The organism is Gilliamella sp. CG13 (assembly GCF_046635805.1).
Lineage (GTDB): Bacteria > Pseudomonadota > Gammaproteobacteria > Enterobacterales > Orbaceae > Gilliamella > Gilliamella apicola_I.
This window is the reverse complement of sequence record NZ_JBIDFM010000002.1, coordinates 156,071-176,979: the sequence shown is the minus strand read 5'-3', so window position 1 is coordinate 176,979 and position 20,909 is coordinate 156,071. Positions and strand designations below refer to the sequence as shown.

At 35.9% G+C, this 20,909-nt stretch carries 20 protein-coding genes; 4 read left to right on the top strand and 16 right to left on the bottom strand.

The features are described 5' to 3' along the window. Positions 1 to 41: 41 nt before the first annotated feature. From ACGH6R_RS04800 to ACGH6R_RS04735, 14 genes are all read right to left on the bottom strand, one after another. Positions 42 to 563, bottom strand: coding sequence for a gamma carbonic anhydrase family protein (locus ACGH6R_RS04800; RefSeq protein WP_411599042.1), 522 nt, complete (start codon positions 561 to 563; stop codon positions 42 to 44). Then, positions 560 to 1,807, bottom strand: a complete 1,248-nt coding sequence (locus tag ACGH6R_RS04795) for a Bcr/CflA family multidrug efflux MFS transporter (protein ID WP_267352330.1) — start codon at positions 1,805 to 1,807, stop codon at positions 560 to 562. Before ACGH6R_RS04795 ends, ACGH6R_RS04800 begins: the two co-directional genes overlap by 4 nt. A gap of 123 nt (positions 1,808 to 1,930) precedes the next feature. Continuing rightward, positions 1,931 to 2,623, bottom strand: coding sequence for a 16S rRNA pseudouridine(516) synthase RsuA (gene rsuA, locus ACGH6R_RS04790; protein ID WP_411599041.1), 693 nt, complete (start codon positions 2,621 to 2,623; stop codon positions 1,931 to 1,933). Between the two features lie 14 nt (positions 2,624 to 2,637). After that, a complete protein-coding gene (locus tag ACGH6R_RS04785) occupies positions 2,638 to 3,375 on the bottom strand; it encodes a class I SAM-dependent methyltransferase (RefSeq protein WP_411599040.1) in 738 nt (245 codons plus the stop codon). Then, positions 3,362 to 5,389 (bottom strand): oligopeptidase A, encoded by a 2,028-nt coding sequence (prlC, locus tag ACGH6R_RS04780; protein ID WP_411599039.1) that lies wholly within the window; start codon positions 5,387 to 5,389, stop codon positions 3,362 to 3,364. The genes ACGH6R_RS04785 and prlC overlap by 14 nt, the downstream gene beginning before the upstream one ends. An 89-nt stretch (positions 5,390 to 5,478) precedes the next feature. Beyond that, the gene (locus ACGH6R_RS04775; protein ID WP_065558875.1) at positions 5,479 to 5,736 is read right to left on the bottom strand and encodes a BolA family protein; all 258 of its coding nucleotides are present in this window, start codon (positions 5,734 to 5,736) and stop codon (positions 5,479 to 5,481) included. A gap of 86 nt (positions 5,737 to 5,822) precedes the next feature. Then, on the bottom strand, positions 5,823 to 6,095 hold the full coding sequence (locus ACGH6R_RS04770) for an STAS domain-containing protein (RefSeq protein ID WP_065558874.1): 273 nt from the start codon (positions 6,093 to 6,095) through the stop codon (positions 5,823 to 5,825). A 6-nt stretch (positions 6,096 to 6,101) separates the two neighbouring features. Continuing rightward, positions 6,102 to 6,746 carry a phospholipid-binding protein MlaC gene (mlaC, locus tag ACGH6R_RS04765; RefSeq protein WP_065558873.1) on the bottom strand — a complete coding sequence of 215 codons (645 nt, stop codon included), beginning with the start codon at positions 6,744 to 6,746 and terminating at the stop codon, positions 6,102 to 6,104. 12 nt (positions 6,747 to 6,758) lie between these two features. After that, positions 6,759 to 7,343: an outer membrane lipid asymmetry maintenance protein MlaD gene (gene mlaD / locus ACGH6R_RS04760; protein ID WP_267352325.1), complete on the bottom strand. Its 585-nt coding sequence runs from the start codon at positions 7,341 to 7,343 to the stop codon at positions 6,759 to 6,761. Positions 7,344 to 7,354: 11 nt separating this feature from the next. Beyond that, complete coding sequence (gene mlaE, locus ACGH6R_RS04755; protein WP_065558871.1) at positions 7,355 to 8,134, bottom strand: lipid asymmetry maintenance ABC transporter permease subunit MlaE; 780 nt, start codon at positions 8,132 to 8,134, stop codon at positions 7,355 to 7,357. A 3-nt stretch (positions 8,135 to 8,137) separates the two neighbouring features. Beyond that, a complete protein-coding gene (gene mlaF, locus ACGH6R_RS04750; protein ID WP_267352324.1) occupies positions 8,138 to 8,950 on the bottom strand; it encodes a phospholipid ABC transporter ATP-binding protein MlaF in 813 nt (270 codons plus the stop codon). A gap of 263 nt (positions 8,951 to 9,213) precedes the next feature. Further along, positions 9,214 to 9,912: a methionine ABC transporter permease gene (locus tag ACGH6R_RS04745; protein WP_411599038.1), complete on the bottom strand. Its 699-nt coding sequence runs from the start codon at positions 9,910 to 9,912 to the stop codon at positions 9,214 to 9,216. After that, entirely contained in the window at positions 9,913 to 10,956 is a 1,044-nt protein-coding gene (locus tag ACGH6R_RS04740; RefSeq protein WP_411599037.1) for a methionine ABC transporter ATP-binding protein, read from the bottom strand. Between the two features lie 13 nt (positions 10,957 to 10,969). Further along, complete coding sequence (locus tag ACGH6R_RS04735; RefSeq protein ID WP_411599036.1) at positions 10,970 to 12,106, bottom strand: amidohydrolase; 1,137 nt, start codon at positions 12,104 to 12,106, stop codon at positions 10,970 to 10,972. Between the two features lie 182 nt (positions 12,107 to 12,288). Between ACGH6R_RS04735 and ACGH6R_RS04730 the strand changes: the two genes are divergently transcribed. Further along, positions 12,289 to 13,137 (top strand): MetQ/NlpA family ABC transporter substrate-binding protein, encoded by an 849-nt coding sequence (locus ACGH6R_RS04730; protein ID WP_411599035.1) that lies wholly within the window; start codon positions 12,289 to 12,291, stop codon positions 13,135 to 13,137. Between the two features lie 33 nt (positions 13,138 to 13,170). On the opposite strand, the gene ACGH6R_RS04725 is transcribed toward ACGH6R_RS04730, so the two are convergent. Both ACGH6R_RS04725 and pepN read right to left on the bottom strand, forming a co-directional pair. Further along, entirely contained in the window at positions 13,171 to 13,500 is a 330-nt protein-coding gene (locus tag ACGH6R_RS04725; RefSeq protein ID WP_411596546.1) for a rhodanese-like domain-containing protein, read from the bottom strand. Positions 13,501 to 13,637: 137 nt separating this feature from the next. Beyond that, positions 13,638 to 16,274: an aminopeptidase N gene (gene pepN, locus ACGH6R_RS04720; RefSeq protein WP_411599033.1), complete on the bottom strand. Its 2,637-nt coding sequence runs from the start codon at positions 16,272 to 16,274 to the stop codon at positions 13,638 to 13,640. Between the two features lie 251 nt (positions 16,275 to 16,525). On the opposite strand from pepN, the gene pncB reads away from it, so the two are divergent. The 3 genes from pncB (at position 16,526) to ACGH6R_RS04705 (ending at position 20,713) form a co-directional block, all read left to right on the top strand. Next, complete coding sequence (gene pncB / locus ACGH6R_RS04715; protein WP_411599032.1) at positions 16,526 to 17,719, top strand: nicotinate phosphoribosyltransferase; 1,194 nt, start codon at positions 16,526 to 16,528, stop codon at positions 17,717 to 17,719. Positions 17,720 to 17,882: 163 nt separating this feature from the next. After that, on the top strand, positions 17,883 to 19,286 hold the full coding sequence (asnS, locus tag ACGH6R_RS04710; protein WP_065558865.1) for an asparagine--tRNA ligase: 1,404 nt from the start codon (positions 17,883 to 17,885) through the stop codon (positions 19,284 to 19,286). A gap of 287 nt (positions 19,287 to 19,573) precedes the next feature. Beyond that, positions 19,574 to 20,713: a porin gene (locus ACGH6R_RS04705; RefSeq protein ID WP_065558864.1), complete on the top strand. Its 1,140-nt coding sequence runs from the start codon at positions 19,574 to 19,576 to the stop codon at positions 20,711 to 20,713. Positions 20,714 to 20,909: the final 196 nt, after the last annotated feature.

Below are 20,909 nucleotides of genomic sequence, written 5' to 3'. Positions count from 1 at the left end.
ACAGAGTGAATATGTTTAAATCACAATTTATTGGGCTACGATTAATCGACAAGATTGAGCGTTTTATTGAATCTTTCGCCATTTTGAACATAATGTTGTGCATTTTCAATATTGGCTGCGATTTCTGCTTGCGTTAATTTACGTACGATTTTAGCTGGGGAGCCAAGAATTAAGCAACCTTCTTCATAGGGTAAGCTATGCGTAACAAGGGAATTGGCACCGACTAAACAGTTTTTGGCAATTTTAGCACCATTTAATATGGTACTGCCCATGCCAATTAAAACGTTATTGTCAATGGTACAGCTATGAAGAATAACATTATGGCCAACGGTGACATTTTCACCTACGATACACGGAATATTCGTTTCAATATGTATCGTTGAATTATCTTGTATATTGCTATTTTTGCCAATGTGAATAGGTGCGATATCACCTCGTAAAACGGCATTAAACCAAATTGAAACACCTTCTTCTAAAACTACATTACCAATGATATCCGCCGAATTAGCTATAAAACAGCGTTGATGAATTTGTGGTTTTAAATCACCCAATTGATAGATCATTGTTCATTCCTTCTGAAAGATTTTATACGCAAAAATAAACTGACCGCAATAAAGTTACAGATTACCATTGAACCAACCATGAGCCATTCGCTCATGTTATGATTAACGGTTGTCTGGGGATGAGCAGCGACTAACGTAGAAAGTATTACACCAATAGCCCCCGCTACCGCAAATCGAAGCGTGCCTGCCAGCGAAGATGCCGTGCCTGCAATATGAGAATAGAAATCCAACACCACCGCCATGCTATTTCCGCCAATGGTTGATATACAACCAATATAACCCGCTACACAGATAACTAAATAGATAAACCCTAAATTGGTTATAGTTACCACTGTAAGTGCGATAGCCATGATAAATTGAATTAAAAGCCCAAATTGCATCATTTTGATTGAACCGACACGGCGAACAAAACGGCTATTAATCGTATTCATTATAATCATTACGGTAATATTGAGCGCAAAATAATAACCAAAATGGATTGATTCGACACCATGCAAGTTCATATAGACAAATGGCCCTAAACTAAGAAATGAGAATAATCCAGCCCCTGAAAATGCCCCGATCATCATATAAGACAATACTTGTCTATGCCGAAATAACGTTATGAAATTACTGAGAATGCGCGTTAAACTAAATTTATCTCGTTTAGATTGACTTAATGTTTCTGGAATAGCCGTAAAAACGAATACTAAACACAACAATGCAATTAATCCAAGGGCAAAAAAATTGGCTTGCCAATTAAACCAATATAATACAAATCCGCCAATAATCGGTGCAAGTAGCGGAGCGACATTTGAGATTAACATAACAAAAGACATCATTTTAGAAAACTCATCACGATCACGATAAATGTCTTTCATTAATGCGTTCACAACGATAGCTGTTGCAGCAGCAGCTATACCATGAAAAAATCGAGCCGTAATCAATTGATGAATGTTGGCCGCAATTCCACAACTTATAGAAGCTAATATGAAAATAATTAACCCAAAAATTAAGACATAACGGCGCCCATAGCTATCAGTTAAAGGACCAAAAATGAGTTGACCAAATGAAAATCCCAATAAATAACAACTAATGGTGAGTTGTACTGTTGCATCAGAAACATGAAAATTTTCGGCGATGGTTGGCATACTTGGTAAGTACATATCTATGGATAGTGGCATTAACATAGATAATAATCCAAGAATAAAAATAAGTGCTTTTTTCGAGATGTTGATCTCTATTGGTTTGTCATAGGGCTGCACGTAGCGATTCCTTCATGGATTGTTGGCTTTCATTAATTATTAACTTTTCATTTTTTGATAATAATGGCTCGATTAAATTAGCTTGATCATTAAATTCACTTATTAATGACGGCTTTATATTGGCTATTTACAAAATGATTTAATCTCATCTTCCGTAAGCGGACGATATTCACCTTCAGGAACATCGAGAATAATATTGCCAATTTGTTTGCGATGCAATGCAATAACATGATTATTTACCGCCGCAAACATTCGTTTAACTTGATGATAACGTCCTTCACTAATTATTAATTCCGCATGAAATTCATCGATAATTGTCAGTTTAGCCGGTTTTGTCAGTATTTTTTCACTTTTTAACTGGATGCCATTGTGAAATATTTCAATTAAATTATCGGTTAATGGGTGTTCAACCGTCACTTGATATACTTTTTCGCAATGGTGCTTAGGAGATGTAATGCGATGTGACCACTGACCATCATCGGTTAATAACACAAGTCCAGTCGTATCTAGATCCAGTCGTCCTGCTGCATGAAGTTTTTCAGACATGGGTTCATCAATAAAATAGAGAATTGTTGGATGATCAGGATCATCCGTCGAGCAGACATAGCCTTGAGGTTTATTCAACATAAAGTAGCGGTTTTGTGTGATGGGTATGATTTCATAACCATCGTATTCGACAAGTTGTTCTGGACTAAGTTGATAAGCTCCTGATTTTATGATTTCACCATCCACGGTAACTTTTTTCGCTTTTAATTCTTTATTAACAATTGTACGGCTAATGCCTAAATGATGAGCGAGAAATTTATCTAATCGCATAATATTTATCATTCCTATAGTGCACTGACAGGGGTATATATATCAAATCGGTGATTTTTGGTTTTAATTTCAGCGGTTGGTTTTTCATTGGCGAGAAAAGGTGCAGTATCCGGTCTTTTTACGACAACCCGTTTTTTAGCTAAGCGCCTTGCCGGTGCTAATAAATTGTCTGCATCACTATCACTCCCTACCAATTGTTGAAAAATACGCATTTCTTTTTTGACTAGCGCACTTTTTTGACGATGTGGAAACATCGGATCAAGATAGACAACATCTGGCTTATCTGGATAGGAATCAAGTCCATTAATACTCGAATGATAGATAAGATGTAAATGCTGCTGAAGCCAACTACCAATATTGGGATCTTGATAGGCACGTTGTAGACCATCGTCTAACAAAGCCGCAACGACAGGATGTCTTTCAAACATGGTGACATGACAACCTACAGCCGCTAATACGAATGCATCACGTCCAAGCCCAGCCGTTGCATCCACGACGGTAGGTAAGTAATCACCTTTTACCCCAACAGCTTTTGCTATCGCTTCACCGCGTCCTCCACCAAATTGACGGCGATGCGCCATGACGCCAGAAGTAAAATCAACAGCGATGGCACCTAATTTAGGTTCGTCTGTTTTTTGTAGCGCTAGCTGATCATGTTGATTAAGTAGGACAAACGGAAGATCTCCATGTGTGGACAACCACTGCTCAGCTAATTGGCTTAGCTGAGCAGAATGAGTACTAGTGGATACCATAATGACGTAGTAAAGCCTCTAGTTGGGGTTCGCGACCTCGGAAGTTTTTGAACAGTGTCATAGGTTCATCGCTTCCACCTTGCGATAAAATATTATCAAGGAAAGCATTTCCCGTTTTTGTATTAAAAATGCCTTCTTCTTCAAAGCGAGAAAAGGCGTCTGCTGATAATACTTCAGCCCAGAGATAGCTGTAATAACCTGCGGCATAGCCCCCTGCAAAAATATGGCTAAAGGCGTGAGGGAATCGTCCCCATTCAACAGTTGGAACCACAGCGACTAATTCTCGAACTTGCTTTAATGTTTCTAAAATATCAGGATCTTTTTGACTGTGAAGTTTAAAATCAAACAGCCCAAACTCTAACTGACGTAAAATAAATAGCGCTGCTTGATAATTTTTAGCATCTAACATTTTTTCAAGCATTTCAGTAGGTAAAGGTTCACCTGTTTCATAATGTCCAGAAATAAACGCTAATGCTTCGGGTTCCCAGCACCAGTTTTCTAAAAATTGGCTTGGTAATTCAACTGCATCCCATGGCACACCATTGATTCCTGCAACTGAAGAGACATCAATTTCAGTCAGCATATGATGAAGTCCATGTCCAAACTCATGAAATAGCGTTGTGACTTCATTATGTGTAAATAGTGCAGGTTTATCGCCAATAGGGCGGTTAAAATTGCAGGTTAAATAAGCAACTGGTTTTTGCACGTGACCATCCGCAAAACGCATACGACCAATACAATCATCCATCCATGCGCCTCCTCGTTTATGTTCACGAGCATATAAGTCAAGGTAAAAGCTACCTTTTAATTCACCATCTGTATTATACAGGTCATAAAATTTAACTTCAGGATCCCAAACTTCGACGCCTTGTCGTTGTTTTGCCGTAATGCCAAATACACGATGAACAACTTCAAATAGACCATTTATAACAGTTTGCTCTGGGAAATAAGGGCGCAACTCTTCATCATTGATGGTATAAAGATATTGTTTTTGTTTTTCACTGTAATAAGCTATGTCCCAAGGTTTAATATCACTAGCGCCAAAAAATTCGTAAGCATAACGTTTTAAATCGGCTAGTTCTTTTTCGCCTTGCGGTTTTGCCTTACTTGCTAAATCAGTTAAAAATTCGATGACTTGCTGTGTAGATTCAGCCATTTTAGTTGCCAAGGATTTATCGGCATAAGTCTCAAAGCCTAATAAATGTGCTAGCTCATCACGCAATGATAAAATTTGTTTTATTATTTCAGTATTATCCCATTTACCCGCGTTGGGTCCTTGGTCTGATGCTCTTGTATTATAAGCTTGATAAAGCTCAAAACGCAGATCACGATTATCACAGTAAGTCATAATAGGTAAATAACTTGGGATATCAAGGGTGAGTAACCAGCCTTCTTGACCTTTGGCTTTGGCTTGCTCTTTAGCTGCTGCTAATGCACTTTCTGGCATGCCTGTAAGGTCATCTAAATTTGTGATTAATTTTGTCCACCCCATGGTCGCATCTAAAACATTGTTACTATATTTAGAGGAGAGTTCCGAAAGTTTAGCAACGATTTCACCATAGCGCTTTTGTTCATCTTCCGGTAATCCGATTCCGGATAACTCAAAGTCACGTAATGCATTATCGATCACCTTTTTTTGCGCTTTAGTCAGTTTGGTATACTCTTCACTTTCTTTAATCTGTTTATAGGCTTGATAAAGCGGTTTATGCTGTCCAACCCATGTGCTGTATTCTGATAATAATGGCAAACAAGCTTCATAGGCTTCTCTAAGTTCAGGGCTATTTTTTACAGAATTAAGATGGCTTACTGGAGACCATGCTCGACTAAATTTTTCGTCCATTTCATCAATGGGTTGGATTAAATTATCCCAAGTGTATTGACTATTTTTAGTTAATACGGTTTCAATCGTATGACGACAATTTTTCAAAGCCTCTTGAATTGCAGGTAAAACATGTTCAGGCTTGATTTGAGAAAATAAAGGAAGTGGTGTAGTTTTTAGTAATGGGTTTGTCATGTTGCGATACCTTTGTACAATGATATTGTTGTTTTATAGAACATCAGGTTATGGAAATAGCCATTCATTTAGTTTTGATGAAGAGGGCACTATAATCCCATTAATTTCCGCTCACGTTGCCATTCTGTTGGAGTATAAGTTTTAATTGATAAGGCATGAATACGGTTATCATTAATAAATTCTGCGAGAGGAGCATAAATAACTTGTTGCTTTTTAACTCTGCTTAGATCTGCAAATAATTCACCAATAGCAATGACCTGAAAATGACTACCATCATTAGTCATGACATGCACTTCCTCAAGATTAAGTGAACTTTTTAATTTATCTATTATTTGCTGTTTGTCCATTATTAAAACTCATTATTTTTTGTGATTTTATGTTGAATATTATTCATATTATCTTAATTTGTCTTTTGATTAAAGATGAGCGTAACTTATTTTAGTATCACTGGTTGTAAATCATAAAGCGCAATTAAAGTAAGTAACTGAGGATTCACACTGTCTAAAGTAACATTATATTTATTACAAAAATAGACAAGTGTGGCAAGTCCCGAAGAGTCAACACGAATCAGCTGTGCCACATCAATTTTTTTCACCTCTTTTAATAGTGTATTTTGTATTGACCATATATCACTTAAGGAGTGAGCATCAAGCTCACCCTTTAGATATAATATATCTTGTTGCTTTTCGGTTGTGATTCGTGACATGTTAAGTTAACCTTTAGGTTTTTGATTCGGGTCTATTTTACGATTGGAAAGATCATTTAATTGCTTCGTTAATGCATCAATACCATTTTGTCTTAAAATAGTTGACCATTCATTTTGCTTGGTAGTAATCATACTTACCCCTTCGGCAATTAAATCGTAAGCTTTCCATTCACCCGTCACCGAGTTCTTTCGCCATTGAAAATCAATACGTAATGGTTGTTGACCTTTGTCTGGTTGATTTAATAATACTCGAATAGAAATTAATGTTTTTCCAGTTAAATCTTTCGCTTTTTCAACTTGGTAAGATTGCCCATTATACATAGATAATGCTTGCGCAAAAGCTTGAACGAGATAGTTTTCAAAAGCATTAAAATAGGCTGTACGTTGCGCATCGGTCGCATCTTTATAGGCGTTGCCTAGAATTAGCGCACCCGCATATTTGACTTGTACATAAGGCAATAGGTCAGATCTCACAATATCTTTGAGCAAATTAGGATTTGATTTGATTGCTGATTGTTGTGCTTTCATGGTACTAAAAATTTTGTCAGCGGCCACTTGCATTTCATCATAAGGATTATTTTCAGCAAAAGCTGACATACTAACTGCTAAAGCGAAAATTAAAAAAATAGTTTGCTTAAATTTGGTTAACATAATGACAACTCCTTACTGTTCATTTGTATCTTGCGTATTTTGTTTCTTTTCTTTATTTGATGAATCACCCATACTATAAAGAAACTGACCAATTAAATCTTCTAACACCATTGCTGGTTTAGTATTGCTAACAACAAATCCTTCTTGAAAATAAGGTGGTTTGTCATTTTTTTGAGCCGTTGTATTAGTGGCATCAGGGGCATCTAATGCGTCAATGGCGAATTCGGTCGATTGATCTAACCCCAAATTGATATCAATAAATTGTTCACCTAAAATTCCTGAGGTTTTGATTGATAGTGAGCTGGAGCTTGGAATTTTATTGTACTGACTATCGATATCCATTGTTACATACGGTTTATAAATATCACTTCCTGATGATGTTAAGCTAATATTGGTTATTCGACCAATTACCACCCCACCAATTTTGATTGGTGATCTAACTTTTAATCCGCCAATATTGTCAAATACGGCGTATACTCGATATGAATTATGGCTAGTAAAAGATGTAGGATCGGTAACGCGAAAACATAAAAATAGTACTGAGCAAATGACTAGTACCATGAATAATCCAACTGTAATTTCGACTTTACGACTCATGTTTAATGACCTCAATGACTAAACATTAATGCGGTTAAAATAAAATCTAACCCCAAAATAACTAATGATGAATAAACAACTGTATTGGTAGTTGCTCGACTAATTCCTTCAGATGTTGGTACGCAATCGTAACCATTAAAAAGTGCAATCCAAGTACTGGCAATTGCAAAGGCAAAACTTTTTACAAAACAGTTGCCTAAATCATGCCACCAGTCAACATTACTTTGAATGGAAGACCAAAAAAATCCTGCATCAATACCTTTCCAATCAACGCCAACTAATACACCACCTAAAATACCAACTGCGACAAAAATAGCCGTTAAAAACGGCATAGAGAAAAATCCAGCCCAGAAACGGGGTGCAATAATACGCCGTAATGGATCGACTGCCATCATTTCCATGCTTGATAGTTGTTCGGTAGCTTTCATGAGACCAATTTCAGCTGTTAACGCCGAGCCGGCACGTCCAGCAAATAATAATCCAGCAACAACAGGGCCTAGTTCACGCAATAAAGCCAGCGCAACCATCATACCTAAACTTGCCTCAGCACCAAATGTGGTTAAGATAAAATAACCTTGTAGTGCAAGCACCATACCAATAAAAAGTCCAGATACAATAATAATCGTTAAAGATTGTACGCCAACAAAATAAAATTGTTTGACCAGTAATGGGAACTGTTTCGCAAATTGTGGACGTCCAATGAGTGCTCCAAAAAGCATCATCCCTGAACGCCCCATTAAAGCGATAAGATTAATTAACCATTTTCCCAATCTTTCAAGTAAATTAAACATATGTTATATACCTCGGCTTAGGTCTAATTTATAGTCATCAGCGGGATAATGAAAAGGGACTGGTCCATCAGCTAAGCCTTCAAGAAATTGTTTTACACGCAAGTCGTCATTTTCGCGTAATTGCTGTGAGGTTCCGCCTGCAATAATGTGTTGTTCAGCAACGATGTAAGCATAGTCCGCAATACTAAGGACTTCATTCACATCATGACTGACAACAATACAGGTTAATCCAAGCGATTGATTGATTTCTGAGATTAATTTAACAATGACGCCCATTGAGATTGGGTCTTGACCGGCAAAAGGTTCATCAAACATAATTAAATCAGGGTCAAGGGCAATGGCTCTGGCTAGCGCGGCTCGCCTTGCCATACCTCCGGATAATTCTGACGGCATCATACGGGCGGCGCCTCGAAGACCAACAGACTGGAGTTTCATCAATACTAAATTGTGTAATACAGGCTCAGGTAAATCAAGGTGTTCACGAATCGGGTAGGCAACATTATCGAAAACAGAAAGATCGGTAAATAGTGCGCCAGATTGGAATAGCATGCTCATGCGTTTTCTAACTTCATAGAGTCGGGCGCGAGACATACTTGGAATATCTTCACCATCGAATAATATTTTTCCTGATTGAGGTTTTAATTGACCACCGATTAGACGTAGTAGCGTGGTTTTACCAATACCTGAAGGCCCCATAATCGCTGTCACTTTGCCTTTTGGGACATTCAAGCTCATATTTTTATAAATTGGTCTTGTTCCTCGATAAAATGACATATCATGAATTTCAACCAAATTTTGCTGTAATGAGTCAGTCACTATGATTCCTACACTACCTTAATTAATTAAAATTAACGTTATTTTACTTGATAATGGCAAATAAAGAAATCGATAAAACATATTGTCAATCCTTATATTATGGTAATGCTTAAGGTAAAAAGCATTTTTTAATTAAAAATCACTGAATCTTGATTTGTAATAGTCAAAAAAACTAAATGAGGTTTTTAGCGTGTTAAATCATTTTTTAGTCTGGCATTAAGCTGCGTTTCTAATCGGTTCAAATAATAATCACATATTCTGATTTATTCATGCCTTGCTTTGCGAGCTAAAAAATTACCTGTGCTTTGCACCAATTGAATCACAATAACTAAAATGACCACGCAAATATAGGTAACTGTGGTATCAAAACGTTGATAACCATATGAAATGGCTAAGTCACCAATGCCGCCTGCGCCAACTGCACCTGCCATTGCTGTCGCTCCAATTAAGCCGATAGTGGCAGTGGTTAGGGTTAAAATCAATGAACTAAATGCTTCAGGTAATATAAAGTACCAAATGATCTGGATTGGTGTTGCCCCCATTGATTCAGCGGCTTCAATAATGCCACTGTTTACTTCAAGTAAAGAATTTTCAACTAAGCGAGCAATGTAAGGGGCGACATAAAATGTTAAAGGCACGATAGCTGCTGTTGTACCAATCGAACTACCCACAATAAATTTAGTAAAAGGGACAATTGCCACTAGTAAAATAATAAAAGGTAGCGAACGAACTAAATTAATAATAGGATTCATAATCCGATATATTCGATTATTTTCAAGCAATCCTCCTGGGCGAGTTGTCACTAAACAAACACCGAGTGAAATACCAATTACGGAGCCCAATATTAAAGCAAAAAACACCATATAAAATGTTTCATAACTCGCTTGGATAAATTGTTCAACTGTCACGGTGGTTGAAAAATTAGCTTTGAAATATTCAAGAGTATTGGTCAAAAATTGCATTTAGTTTTCCTCCCAGTGGTTTATTTCAGTAACTTGTACGCCATGTTTTCGAAGGAATTGTACAGCTTCTTGGATATTGCTATCGTTACCTTTTAGCTGAATAAACATACTGCCTAAAACTGTTTTTTCAATTTCTGACATATGAGCAAATAAAATGTTAACCACAACAATTTGTTTTAAAATAAGCGAATTGATAACGGGTTCTGAGGCTGAACGTCCTAAAAATTCAAGTTTAAATAGTTTAATATTGTCTTTTTTACCTTCTACTTCTAACAAATTTTCAACGACACCCTTTGGAATTTGATTGCTAATGACTGAATTGACAAAATTTCGAGTTGTTTGGTGTTGTGGGTGTCCAAATACATCCAGCACGTTGCCTTGTTCAATAATTTTACCTTTTTCCATTACGGCTACCTTATGACAAATTTGTTCAATAACATGCATTTCGTGCGTGATTAATACTACCGTTATTTTATATTTTTCATTGATTTTTTTGATTAAATCTAAGATTGCTCGTGTAGTTTGAGGATCAAGCGCTGAAGTTGCTTCATCACAAAGTAAAATATCCGGATCGTTGGCTAACGCTCTTGCTATGCCGATTCGCTGTTTTTGTCCGCCAGACAGCTCTTTAGGATAACTATCTGCTTTGTCATTTAATCCAACAAATTCTAATAATTCATTTACTTTTTGTTTAATTGTATGTTTATCTTTTTTGATTAGAATTAAAGGAATAGCAATATTTTCATAAACGGTTTTTGATTCAAGTAAATTAAAGTGCTGAAATATCATGCCGATCTTTCGCCTAACTTGGCGTAACTCAGAACCGGATAGTTGATTCAAAATTTGATTTTGTATAATGATTTGACCTTGTGTCGGTTTTTCAAGGTAATTGATTAAACGAACTAAGGTGCTTTTGCCTGCACCACTATAACCAATGATGCCAAAAATATCCCCTTTATCAATGGTTAAGTTGATCTTGTCTAAGGCTTGAGTGGTGATGCCGTTTCGCTCATATTGCTTGGATACATTTTCAAATCTAATCATTCTTGCGTCCCTATTAACTTTGGTCTATTTGGATAAGCGCTTGTTTGGCAAGTTTAGCTAAATAGTTTGCTGCAGGTATTATCATGTCAGGATTAATTTGAAATTTAGGGTGGTGAAGTGCATAAGGGCTTTGAGAACCAAGGTTAATAAATGCGCCCGGTACATGATGTAAATAATGGGCAAAATCTTCACCGCCTAATTGAGGTTGAAAATCAATGATTTCATAACCCTCTTGTCTCGCAATATTTTTTGCAAGCTCGACCCATTTTTCTACATTTATGATTGATGGAGGGCCTTCGAACCATTTTAATTCAGCTTTTGCGCCCATTGCAATAGCAATATGTTCAATAATAGACCTTAACTGTTGTTTGACTTTAGCTCTGATTTGCGGTGTAAGGGTCCTTACCGTGCCTTCCATTTCAACCTTTTCAGGTATCACATTCCAAGTATTTCCACCTTCAAATTTAGTAATGCTGACAATTACAGCATCAAGACCACTTACAGAACGACTTGAAATAGTTTGTATGGCGTTTACAATTTGTGCACCAATAACAATAGGATCAATACCCGATTCAGGTCTTGCTGCATGTGCTCCAACACCAGTTATGATAATTTCAATGCGATCAACATTAGCTGAAAAAGGGCCAGCTCGTGATGCCATTTGATTAATGGTTAAATTAGGGTTGTTGTGTAAACCGAGTATGGCATCTATCCCTTTTAATGCCCCAATTTTGATAAATTGTAGGGCTCCACTAAAGTTTTCTTCCGCAGGTTGGAATAGTAAACGAATGGTCCCTGTTAAATCTTTTTCGTGTTCTTTTAAAAGATAAGCCGCTCCCATTAAGATTGATGCATGTACATCATGCCCACAAGCGTGCATAACATTTTTATTTTGGGAACGATAATCACAATTTGTTTGTTCATGGATGGGTAACGCATCAATATCAGCTCGTAAAGCCAGAATAGGTGAACCTGTTCCTATTTCGGCAATGACCCCCGTTTTAGCACCTAATTCTAAAATTTTAATGTTTGCTTTTTCTAAATACGTTTTCAATATTTTAGTGGTATTGAACTCCTGATTTGAAAGCTCAGGATTTTGATGTAATGTAACGAAAAGCTGATGAATAGTTTTTGCAATGGGCTGATGCATAATATATCCAAAAAATGATTATGAGATGTTTTTAACGTTAGCACAGCTTAATTTTTCAACCTAATAATCGTTTTTTATATCTTATTCCAAAAAGTTATAAGATAGAATAACTTGGAATAAATAAACCATTATTTCTGTGCTAGAGTAAAACAAATGTCGATAGCCGATAAAGGGTAACTCAAATGAAAAATGGTTTTATCAAACATAAATTTTTACAACATATTGCTATTGTGGCTTTATTTAGTTCTGCATGTTTAATGATCGCTTGTGATAATTCCTCAAAACAAGCTAATAATCAAACCAAAAAAGAGATTAGTATGGGGGTATCACCCGGCCCGTATAATGATCTTTTTAGAGATGCGGTAAAACCTATTCTTGAATTAGAAGGATATAAAGTTAAATTGGTTAATTTCCCACATTTATTAGAATCAGATGTGGCATTGAGTGAAGGAAGCATTGATTTAACCGTTGCACAGCATACTGCTTATATGAATGTATTTAATGCCCAACGCAAAGCTAATTTAAAGCCAGTTGTGCATGTGCCATCGGTACCTGCGGCGATTTTCTCTAATAAATATCAATCATTAGATAAGGTTTTTTCTGGAGCTAAAGTGGCGATTCCTCAAGATGCTTCAAATGCTGCACGGTCTTATAATTTACTTGAAAAAGCAGGATGGATTAAATTGAAAGAAAATACGAATCCTATTTTAGCGAGTAAAAATGATATCGCTGAAAACTTAAAGGGCATCGATATTATTGAAATGGATTCGGCAAATATTCCTAGAGTTCTTAATGAGCTTGATTTTGCTGTCATTCCGGGGAGTATTGTTTATTCGGCCAACATTGATTCAAGCAAAGCATTGCTTTTGGAAACCATTGTCCCCGATTTAGAAATTATGGTTGTGGTGAATGAAGGTAATGAAAACAGTCAATGGGCGCAGGATGTTAAACGTATTTATCAATCCCAACAATTTAAGGATTATATGCAAGCTCACAATCAAAATGGTTATTGGGTGATGCCACAAGAATAAAATCCAAAATGTGCCCGTTGTGAAGGCGGGCATTTAATATCTTGGCATTTGCGTATCAACGGTTAATGCCCAAGCATCAATCCCACCACTAAGATTATAAAGATAATCAGTATCAAAACCATTTTCAGCTAAATAATTGGCAACATTAAGGCTCCGAACTCCGTGGTGACAGTAAAGTACAATGTCGATTTCATCGGGTATTTTATCTAAATAAAGTGGGATAAGATTCATTGGAATATGGACGGAATTTTCAAGGCGGCATATTGCTACTTCATTAGATTCTCGTACATCAAGTAAAAACAGAGGATGTTTCTGATTTAATTTTTCTGCAAGTTCTGTCGGTGTAATAGATTTTATGTTGATCATGATTTTTAATATTGTTAAGTAATGGTAAAAAGTTGGATGTTTTATTTGTGTCTGAATATAAAGCAAAAACATATCAAGTTTCAAATAATTTTAACATCATCCCGTTCGAGGAAAACAGGATGATGTGTTGAGTATTATGCAGCTAAAGCTTTGCTAATTTTTTCATATAAGTCTTTTGATAAATGATCCAGTTTTAATAAGATTTCAAGTGCTTGACGCATTTGTTGCTGACGTCGTTGGTCATAACGTTTTAATCTGATTAATGGATCGATCAATCTTGCCGCAACCTGCGGATTTTTTTGATTTAATTCCATTAATATTTCGACTAAAAATTGATATCCACTCCCATCAGTTGCATGGAAAGCTACAGGATTATTATTAACAAAAGCACCGATTAAAGCGCGAATCCGATTGGGATTACTGAGCGAAAAGGATCGATGAGTTAAAAGTTTTTTCACCGTTGAAAGTGCATTTTTTTCTGGACTCGATGCATTCAAAGCTAACCACTTATCCATTACTAATCCGTCTTGATGCCATTTATTATCAAAATCGGCTAAAAGTTCTTGATGACAATCAAGCTGAGCTTTAACAGCAACTGTTAATGCAGCGATGGTATCTGTCATATTATCTGCTTGATAATATTGTTGATGAACCAGATGATTTGCTTGTGATTTCTCATCGGCATGGGCTAAAAGCATCAAACAGGCATTTTTTAATGAGCGCTTAGCAATATCTTCATGTTTAATCCGATAATTTTCGATTTTATTGTGACGGTAAAATGCGGTTAATTCATCATAAAGTGCATTACCGAAACACGTTAATAAAAACAGGCGGACTTGATAGATGGCTATTGGGTCAACGATACTAAATAAATTGGCTAGTTCATTTTCCGAAGGTAAAGTGATGATTTGGGCAATAAGAGAGGGATCTGTTGATTCGGATAATAATATTGCTCTAAATGCATCGATAACTGAATCAGGAAGGTTTAGTTGTCGATTATCTTGATAATTTTTAACATTTGCCCGAATATATTTAATTAATAGCATTTGCGCAGCATCATAACGACTAAAAGCATTGGTTGCATGTTGCATCAAAAAAATCAAATCACTATCTTGATAATCATAGGTCATTTTTACCGGTGCAGAAAAATCACGTAATAATGAAATAATCGGTTTTTCATTCACGTTATCGAAAACAAATTGTTGTTTTGCTTGTGTTAAATTTAAAACGTGATGAATTGGCAGTTGGTTATGCTCAAGTTTAATGATTTCGCCGTTATGTTGATATAATTCAATATCAACAGGTATATGCAAAGCTTTCTTTTCAGCTTGATCTAAGGTTGCAGGCGTGTTTTGTTCGATAGTTAAATAATAGTGTTTGCTTTTTTCATCATAGCTATCTGTAATGGTTAATTCTGGTGTACCTGATTGGCTGTACCATAATTTGAATTGTGTTAAATCAATGCCTGAAGCATCTTGCATAGCAGCGACAAAGTCATCGCAAGTTGCTGCACTTCCGTCATGACGTTCAAAATAGCGTTTCATGCCAGCTTGAAACTTATCTTCGCCTAACAAGGTATGCATCATTCGTATCACTTCAGCCCCTTTTTCGTACACAGTTACTGTATAGAAATTATTCATTTCTATGACTTGATCAGGACGAATAGGATGAGACATCGGACTTGCATCTTCAGCAAATTGGACACTACGCAAGATTTTAACATCATCAATTCGCTTAACGGCTCTAGAGCCCATATCCGCGCTGAACTCTTGATCACGAAAAACCGTCAAACCTTCTTTTAAGCTAAGTTGAAACCAATCACGACAAGTAACACGATTGCCTGTCCAATTATGAAAGTATTCATGACCAATTACACCTTCAATACCCAAATAATCATCGTCAGTGGCTGTTTCTGGTTTGGCAAGGACATATTTTGAGTTGAAAATATTTAGACCTTTATTTTCCATAGCACCCATATTAAAAAAGTCAACGGCAACAATCATGAAAATATCTAAGTCATATTCTAATCCAAAACGTGTTTCATCCCAGCGCATAGCATTTTTTAAACTGGTCATTGCCCAATGTGAACGATCTAAATTGCCTTTATCAACATAAATCTCCAGATCAACTTTACGGTTTGAACGAGTTATAAACTGATCTTTAAGAATATCAAAATCTCCAGCAACCAATGCAAACAAGTAGGCGGGTTTAGGAAATGGATCTTGCCATTGTACCCAATGACGACCGTCTGAAAGTTCTCCTTGTGCAATGCGGTTACCATTAGAAAGCAGATATGGGTATTGTTGTTTATTGGCGGTAATTCGAGTTGAAAAACGCGCTAAAACATCGGGTCTATCTAAATAGTATGTGATATGACGAAATCCTTCAGCTTCACATTGTGTACAAAGTGCTTCTCCAGAAACATACAATCCTTCTAGTGCAGTGTTATCAATTGGTTTTATTTCATTGACGATGGTTAGTGTAAATTCATCTGATGGAACATTGTGGATAATAATGCCTGAGTCGGTAATGTGATAATCCTGCCAAGGCTGTTCATCGATATTGATAGCGATTAATGTTAAGTCTTCTCCATCTAAAACTAAGTCTGAGGCTTTAGCATTTTTTTGTATAATATGGCTTCGAGCCGTGACTGTTGTGATTTGTGCAGATAAGTTAAAATCAAGATCGATATCCGTAATGGTAAAATCGGGTGCTTTATAGTCCAGTCGATACTTTGCAGTTGGTTGTGTTTTGGTATTATTCGTTGTCATAGTTATTGTGCCTTTTATTTTTATAAATAATTAAAATTCGATAAATATTGCATGATTTTCACAACTGCACTTATCGTTATTGATAATGTTTAATTAATTCTTTTGAGCATAGTTAGGTTATATTATTTAATCTGGTTTGTTATTAATATTATAGCCTAATGAAGATAGGTTATTATATATTTAATCTATATCTTCAATATTATTCTGCTATAATCTCTAGAATTTTTTTAGAGTATTAACAACAAAAAGACATGTTACCAGCTATAATTACATCAATCTTAGATACTGATGCTTATAAGTTGCATATGCAGCAAGCCGTTTTTCATCATTACCCAGATACCACTGTCGTTGCGGAGTTTCGTTGTAGAAGTGATGATTTATTAGGTCAATATGCTGATGAAATAAAACATCAAGTCAAATTAATGGAATCATTAACGCTTTCCGATGATGAATTTCATTATCTATCTGGCATCTCCTTTTTTAAATCTGATTATTTAAACTGGCTCAAGAATTGGCGTTTTAATAGTCAATTATTGACGATAACTAATCGAGAAGGAAGACTTGATATAAGAATTGAAGGAAAGTGGCTGGATGTAATTTTATGGGAAGTCCCATTACTGGCAGTTATTAGCGAAATAGCACATAGAGATCGTTCTCCTAATATTGGCGTGTCGGAAGCTATAGCCCAACTCAAAAATAAATTAACAAGATTTAAAGAGCAAACTGCAAATATGGATATGTCGGGCTTTAATTTAATGGATTTTGGAACCCGAAGGCGTTACTCATTTGCCGTACAATCTGCTGTTGTCGATTACCTAAAAAACCATTTTGACAATTTTCATAGTACCAGTAACTATTTACTGGCTTATCGACTAGGACTTACCCCTGTTGGTACTCAAGCACATGAATGGTTTCAAGCTCATCAGCGATTAACCCCAACTTTGCAAGATTGCCAAAAAACAGCGCTTAAAGTTTGGTTAGATGAATATCCTCAAGATTTGGGGGTAGCCCTAACAGATTGTATTACCATGGATGCATTTTTGTGTGATTTTGATACTTACTTTGCTAATCACTATCAAGGATTACGCCATGATTCGGGTGATTCGATTGAATGGGGTGAAAAGGCGATTGCCCATTACCAACAATTAGGGATTGATCCTAAAACAAAAATGTTAGTATTTTCCGATAGTTTAACTTTTGACAAAGCGATAAAGATTTATCAACATTTTCACCATCGAGTAAAATTGTCTTTTGGTATCGGGGGCTTTCTGGCGTGTGATATTCCGTCTACTGAAGCAAATACCAAAGCCTTAAATATCGTATTGAAATTGACGCAATGCAATAATCAGTCTGTTGCAAAATTGTCAGATAGTCCAGGTAAGACAATATCGCAAGATTTAGCTTTTATTAATGAATTAAAAAGAACGTTTAACGTTAATCATTAAACTTATTTTTATAAAAAACGTAAATCAAATTATAAATGTTTTATTTAAAAATTTAATTTAATGCCAACTGAGACTAAAGTTAGGTAACTAAGTGGCATTTAGAATATACTTGTATTATTTTTAATACTATTTAACTTAATTAATATAGAGATGGATAATTAAAATGAATTCAGTTGCTCCTATTGTTGATGTGTTACAAGGCAAAATTGCTGTTGGTAGCACTATTTCTGTTCAAGGCTGGGTAAGAACACGCCGTGATTCGAAAGCCGGTATTTCATTTCTAGCTGTTTATGATGGTTCGTGCTTTGATCCCATTCAAGCTGTTATAGAAAAAGATCTACCAAATTATGAACAAGATATTTTACGGTTAACGGCAGGTTGTTCAGTTAAAGTAACAGGTAAAGTTGTTGAATCTCCGGGACAAGGACAAAAATACGAGCTACAAGCAACACAAGTTGAGGTTTATGGATTTGTTGATGATCCTGAAACTTACCCAATGGCTGCTAAACGTCATTCAATTGAATATTTACGAGAAGTTGCTCATTTAAGAGCAAGAACCAACATTGTTGGCGCGATTACTCGTGTACGTCATACATTAGCGCAAGCTATTCACCAATTTTTTGATGAACGAGGCTTTTTTTGGCTTTCTACGCCAATTATTACCGCATCAGATACTGAAGGTGCAGGTGAAATGTTCCGTGTCTCCACTCTTGATATGTTAAATCTACCTAAAACAGACAAGGGGAAAGTCGATTTTGATAAAGATTTTTTCGGAAAAGAAGCTTTTTTAACGGTGTCAGGGCAATTAAATGCAGAAACGTACGCTTGTGCATTGTCTAAAGTTTATACTTTTGGGCCAACTTTTAGAGCTGAAAATTCCAATACAACACGCCATTTAGCTGAATTTTGGATGATGGAACCTGAAGTTGCGTTTGCTGATTTAAATGATAATGCAAAACTTGCAGAAGATATGTTGAAGTATGTCTTTAAAACCGTGCTTGAAAAACGTGCTGATGATATGCAATTTTTTGCTCAGCATATTGATAAAGAAGCAATCAATCGTTTAGAGAACTTTATTAATGCCGATTTTGCTCAAGTTGATTACACCGATGCCATTACTATTTTACAAAACTGTGATGCCAAATTTGAAAATCCAGTGAGTTGGGGAATCGATTTAGCGTCAGAGCATGAACGTTATTTAGCTGAACAGCATTTTAAAGCGCCTGTCGTTGTTAAAAATTATCCAAAAGATATTAAAGCATTTTATATGCGTATGAATGACGATGGTAAAACGGTTGCTGCAATGGATGTGTTAGCGCCAGGCATTGGCGAAATCATTGGCGGATCGCAACGTGAAGAGCGTTTAGATATGTTAGATAAGCGCATGGACGAAATGGGGCTTAAAAAAGAAGATTATTGGTGGTACCGTGATTTACGTCGATATGGTACTGTTCCTCATTCTGGATTCGGTCTTGGATTTGAGCGCTTAATTGTTTATGTCACTGGCGTACAAAACGTAAGGGATGTGATTCCTTTCCCAAGAACGCCACGAAATGCAAATTTTTAACTGGTATAAATAAACAAACATTTTTGGATGTTTATGATAAAACGCAAATTAGTGATAATTAGCAAATATGTATAAATTATAATCAAACGGTTTCGTTTTTGGGGTTAGACATCAAAATTAACGAAAAGTTCACTTGCTTTTAAAAAATTTTTATACATAATTTACACTACTGTAAAAAGTGGAAGAAAATAATAGTAATATTATTTTTGGATGAATAATCATTGTACATAAATAGGCACTAAACTTTTTAGTTAGTGTCTTTTAATAAATAACCATGAGGGTAAGAAATGAAACGTAATCTATTAGCAATCGCTATTCCTGCACTTTTAGTTGCAGCTAGCGCAAATGCATCTATTGAAGTTTGGAACAAAGATGGTAATAAAGTAGACTTTTACGGTCGTGTAAAAGCAGCTAACCACATCACTGATCGTGGTCAAGCAGGTGAAGGCGATGATACTTCTGCTCGTTTAGGTATGTCAGGTCAAACCCAAATCACAGATTGGTTATCTGGTTATGGTCGTTGGGAATATGAAGCTAAATCTGGAAAAGATGATCAAAAACCTGGTCATAGTGAAGTTCGTTATGCATTTGCTGGATTAAATTTTGGTGACTTCGGTTCATTTGATTATGGTCGTAATGATGGCGTATTAAAAGCAATTACTGCATATACAGACGTATTACCAGAATTTGGTGGTGACGCTGCAAACAACAATTGGAACGTGCTTTCTGCTCGTACTAAAGCTGTAGCAACTTACCGTAACAATAACTTCTTTGGTTTAAATGATGATATCAGCTTTGCAGTACAATATGCTGATAATGGTGATAACTCACTTACTAAAGATAATATTCGTGGTGAATCAAGAGAAGCTTGGGGTACAAACGTTCAATGGAACATTTTTGACACAGGCTTAACTGCAGGTATTGGTTATGCTCAATCAACTTCAAGTGATCAACGTCACAATACTTGGGCTACTGGTATTAAATACGATAACTATAATTTATATTTAGCTGCTAACTATTTCCAAAGCAAGTTAAAAAATCGTTATATCGATCATAAAGGTCATATTGCAGATGAAAAAGTTAAAGGTATCGAATTAGTTGCTCAATATGGCATTGAATTAGATGTTGGTCGTTTAACTCCATCTTTAGCTTATGTTCAACATAAACTAACAAGTGGTTATGATGGTGATAATAAAGCGCATTACCGTTCAGGATCTCATAGCTCACCTATGGCTAAATACGTATCTTTAGGTGCAACTTATGATCTTAACAAAAATTTCAGCGCTATCGTAGAATATAAATTTAATCTACTTGACCATAAAGACATTGGTGCAGCGATGAATACGACTAATAATCGTGGTCATAAGAAAGCAAATACTCCAGGTACAAAAGATGTGTTAGGTGTTGGTTTAATCTACCAATTCTAATTCTTCTTAAATTATAAAAAAGACACTTAGGTGTCTTTTTTATCGCCTTTTGAATTTATTCCCGCCCAAAAAAACATTTTATGCTTAAAAAAATTTATTGTAGGTACTAAAATAAACTAAATTTCGTAGAAATTTACTTATTTGCATTGTTTATCTGCAATGTAAGCAGAAATCTTATATCTAATACAAGATATCA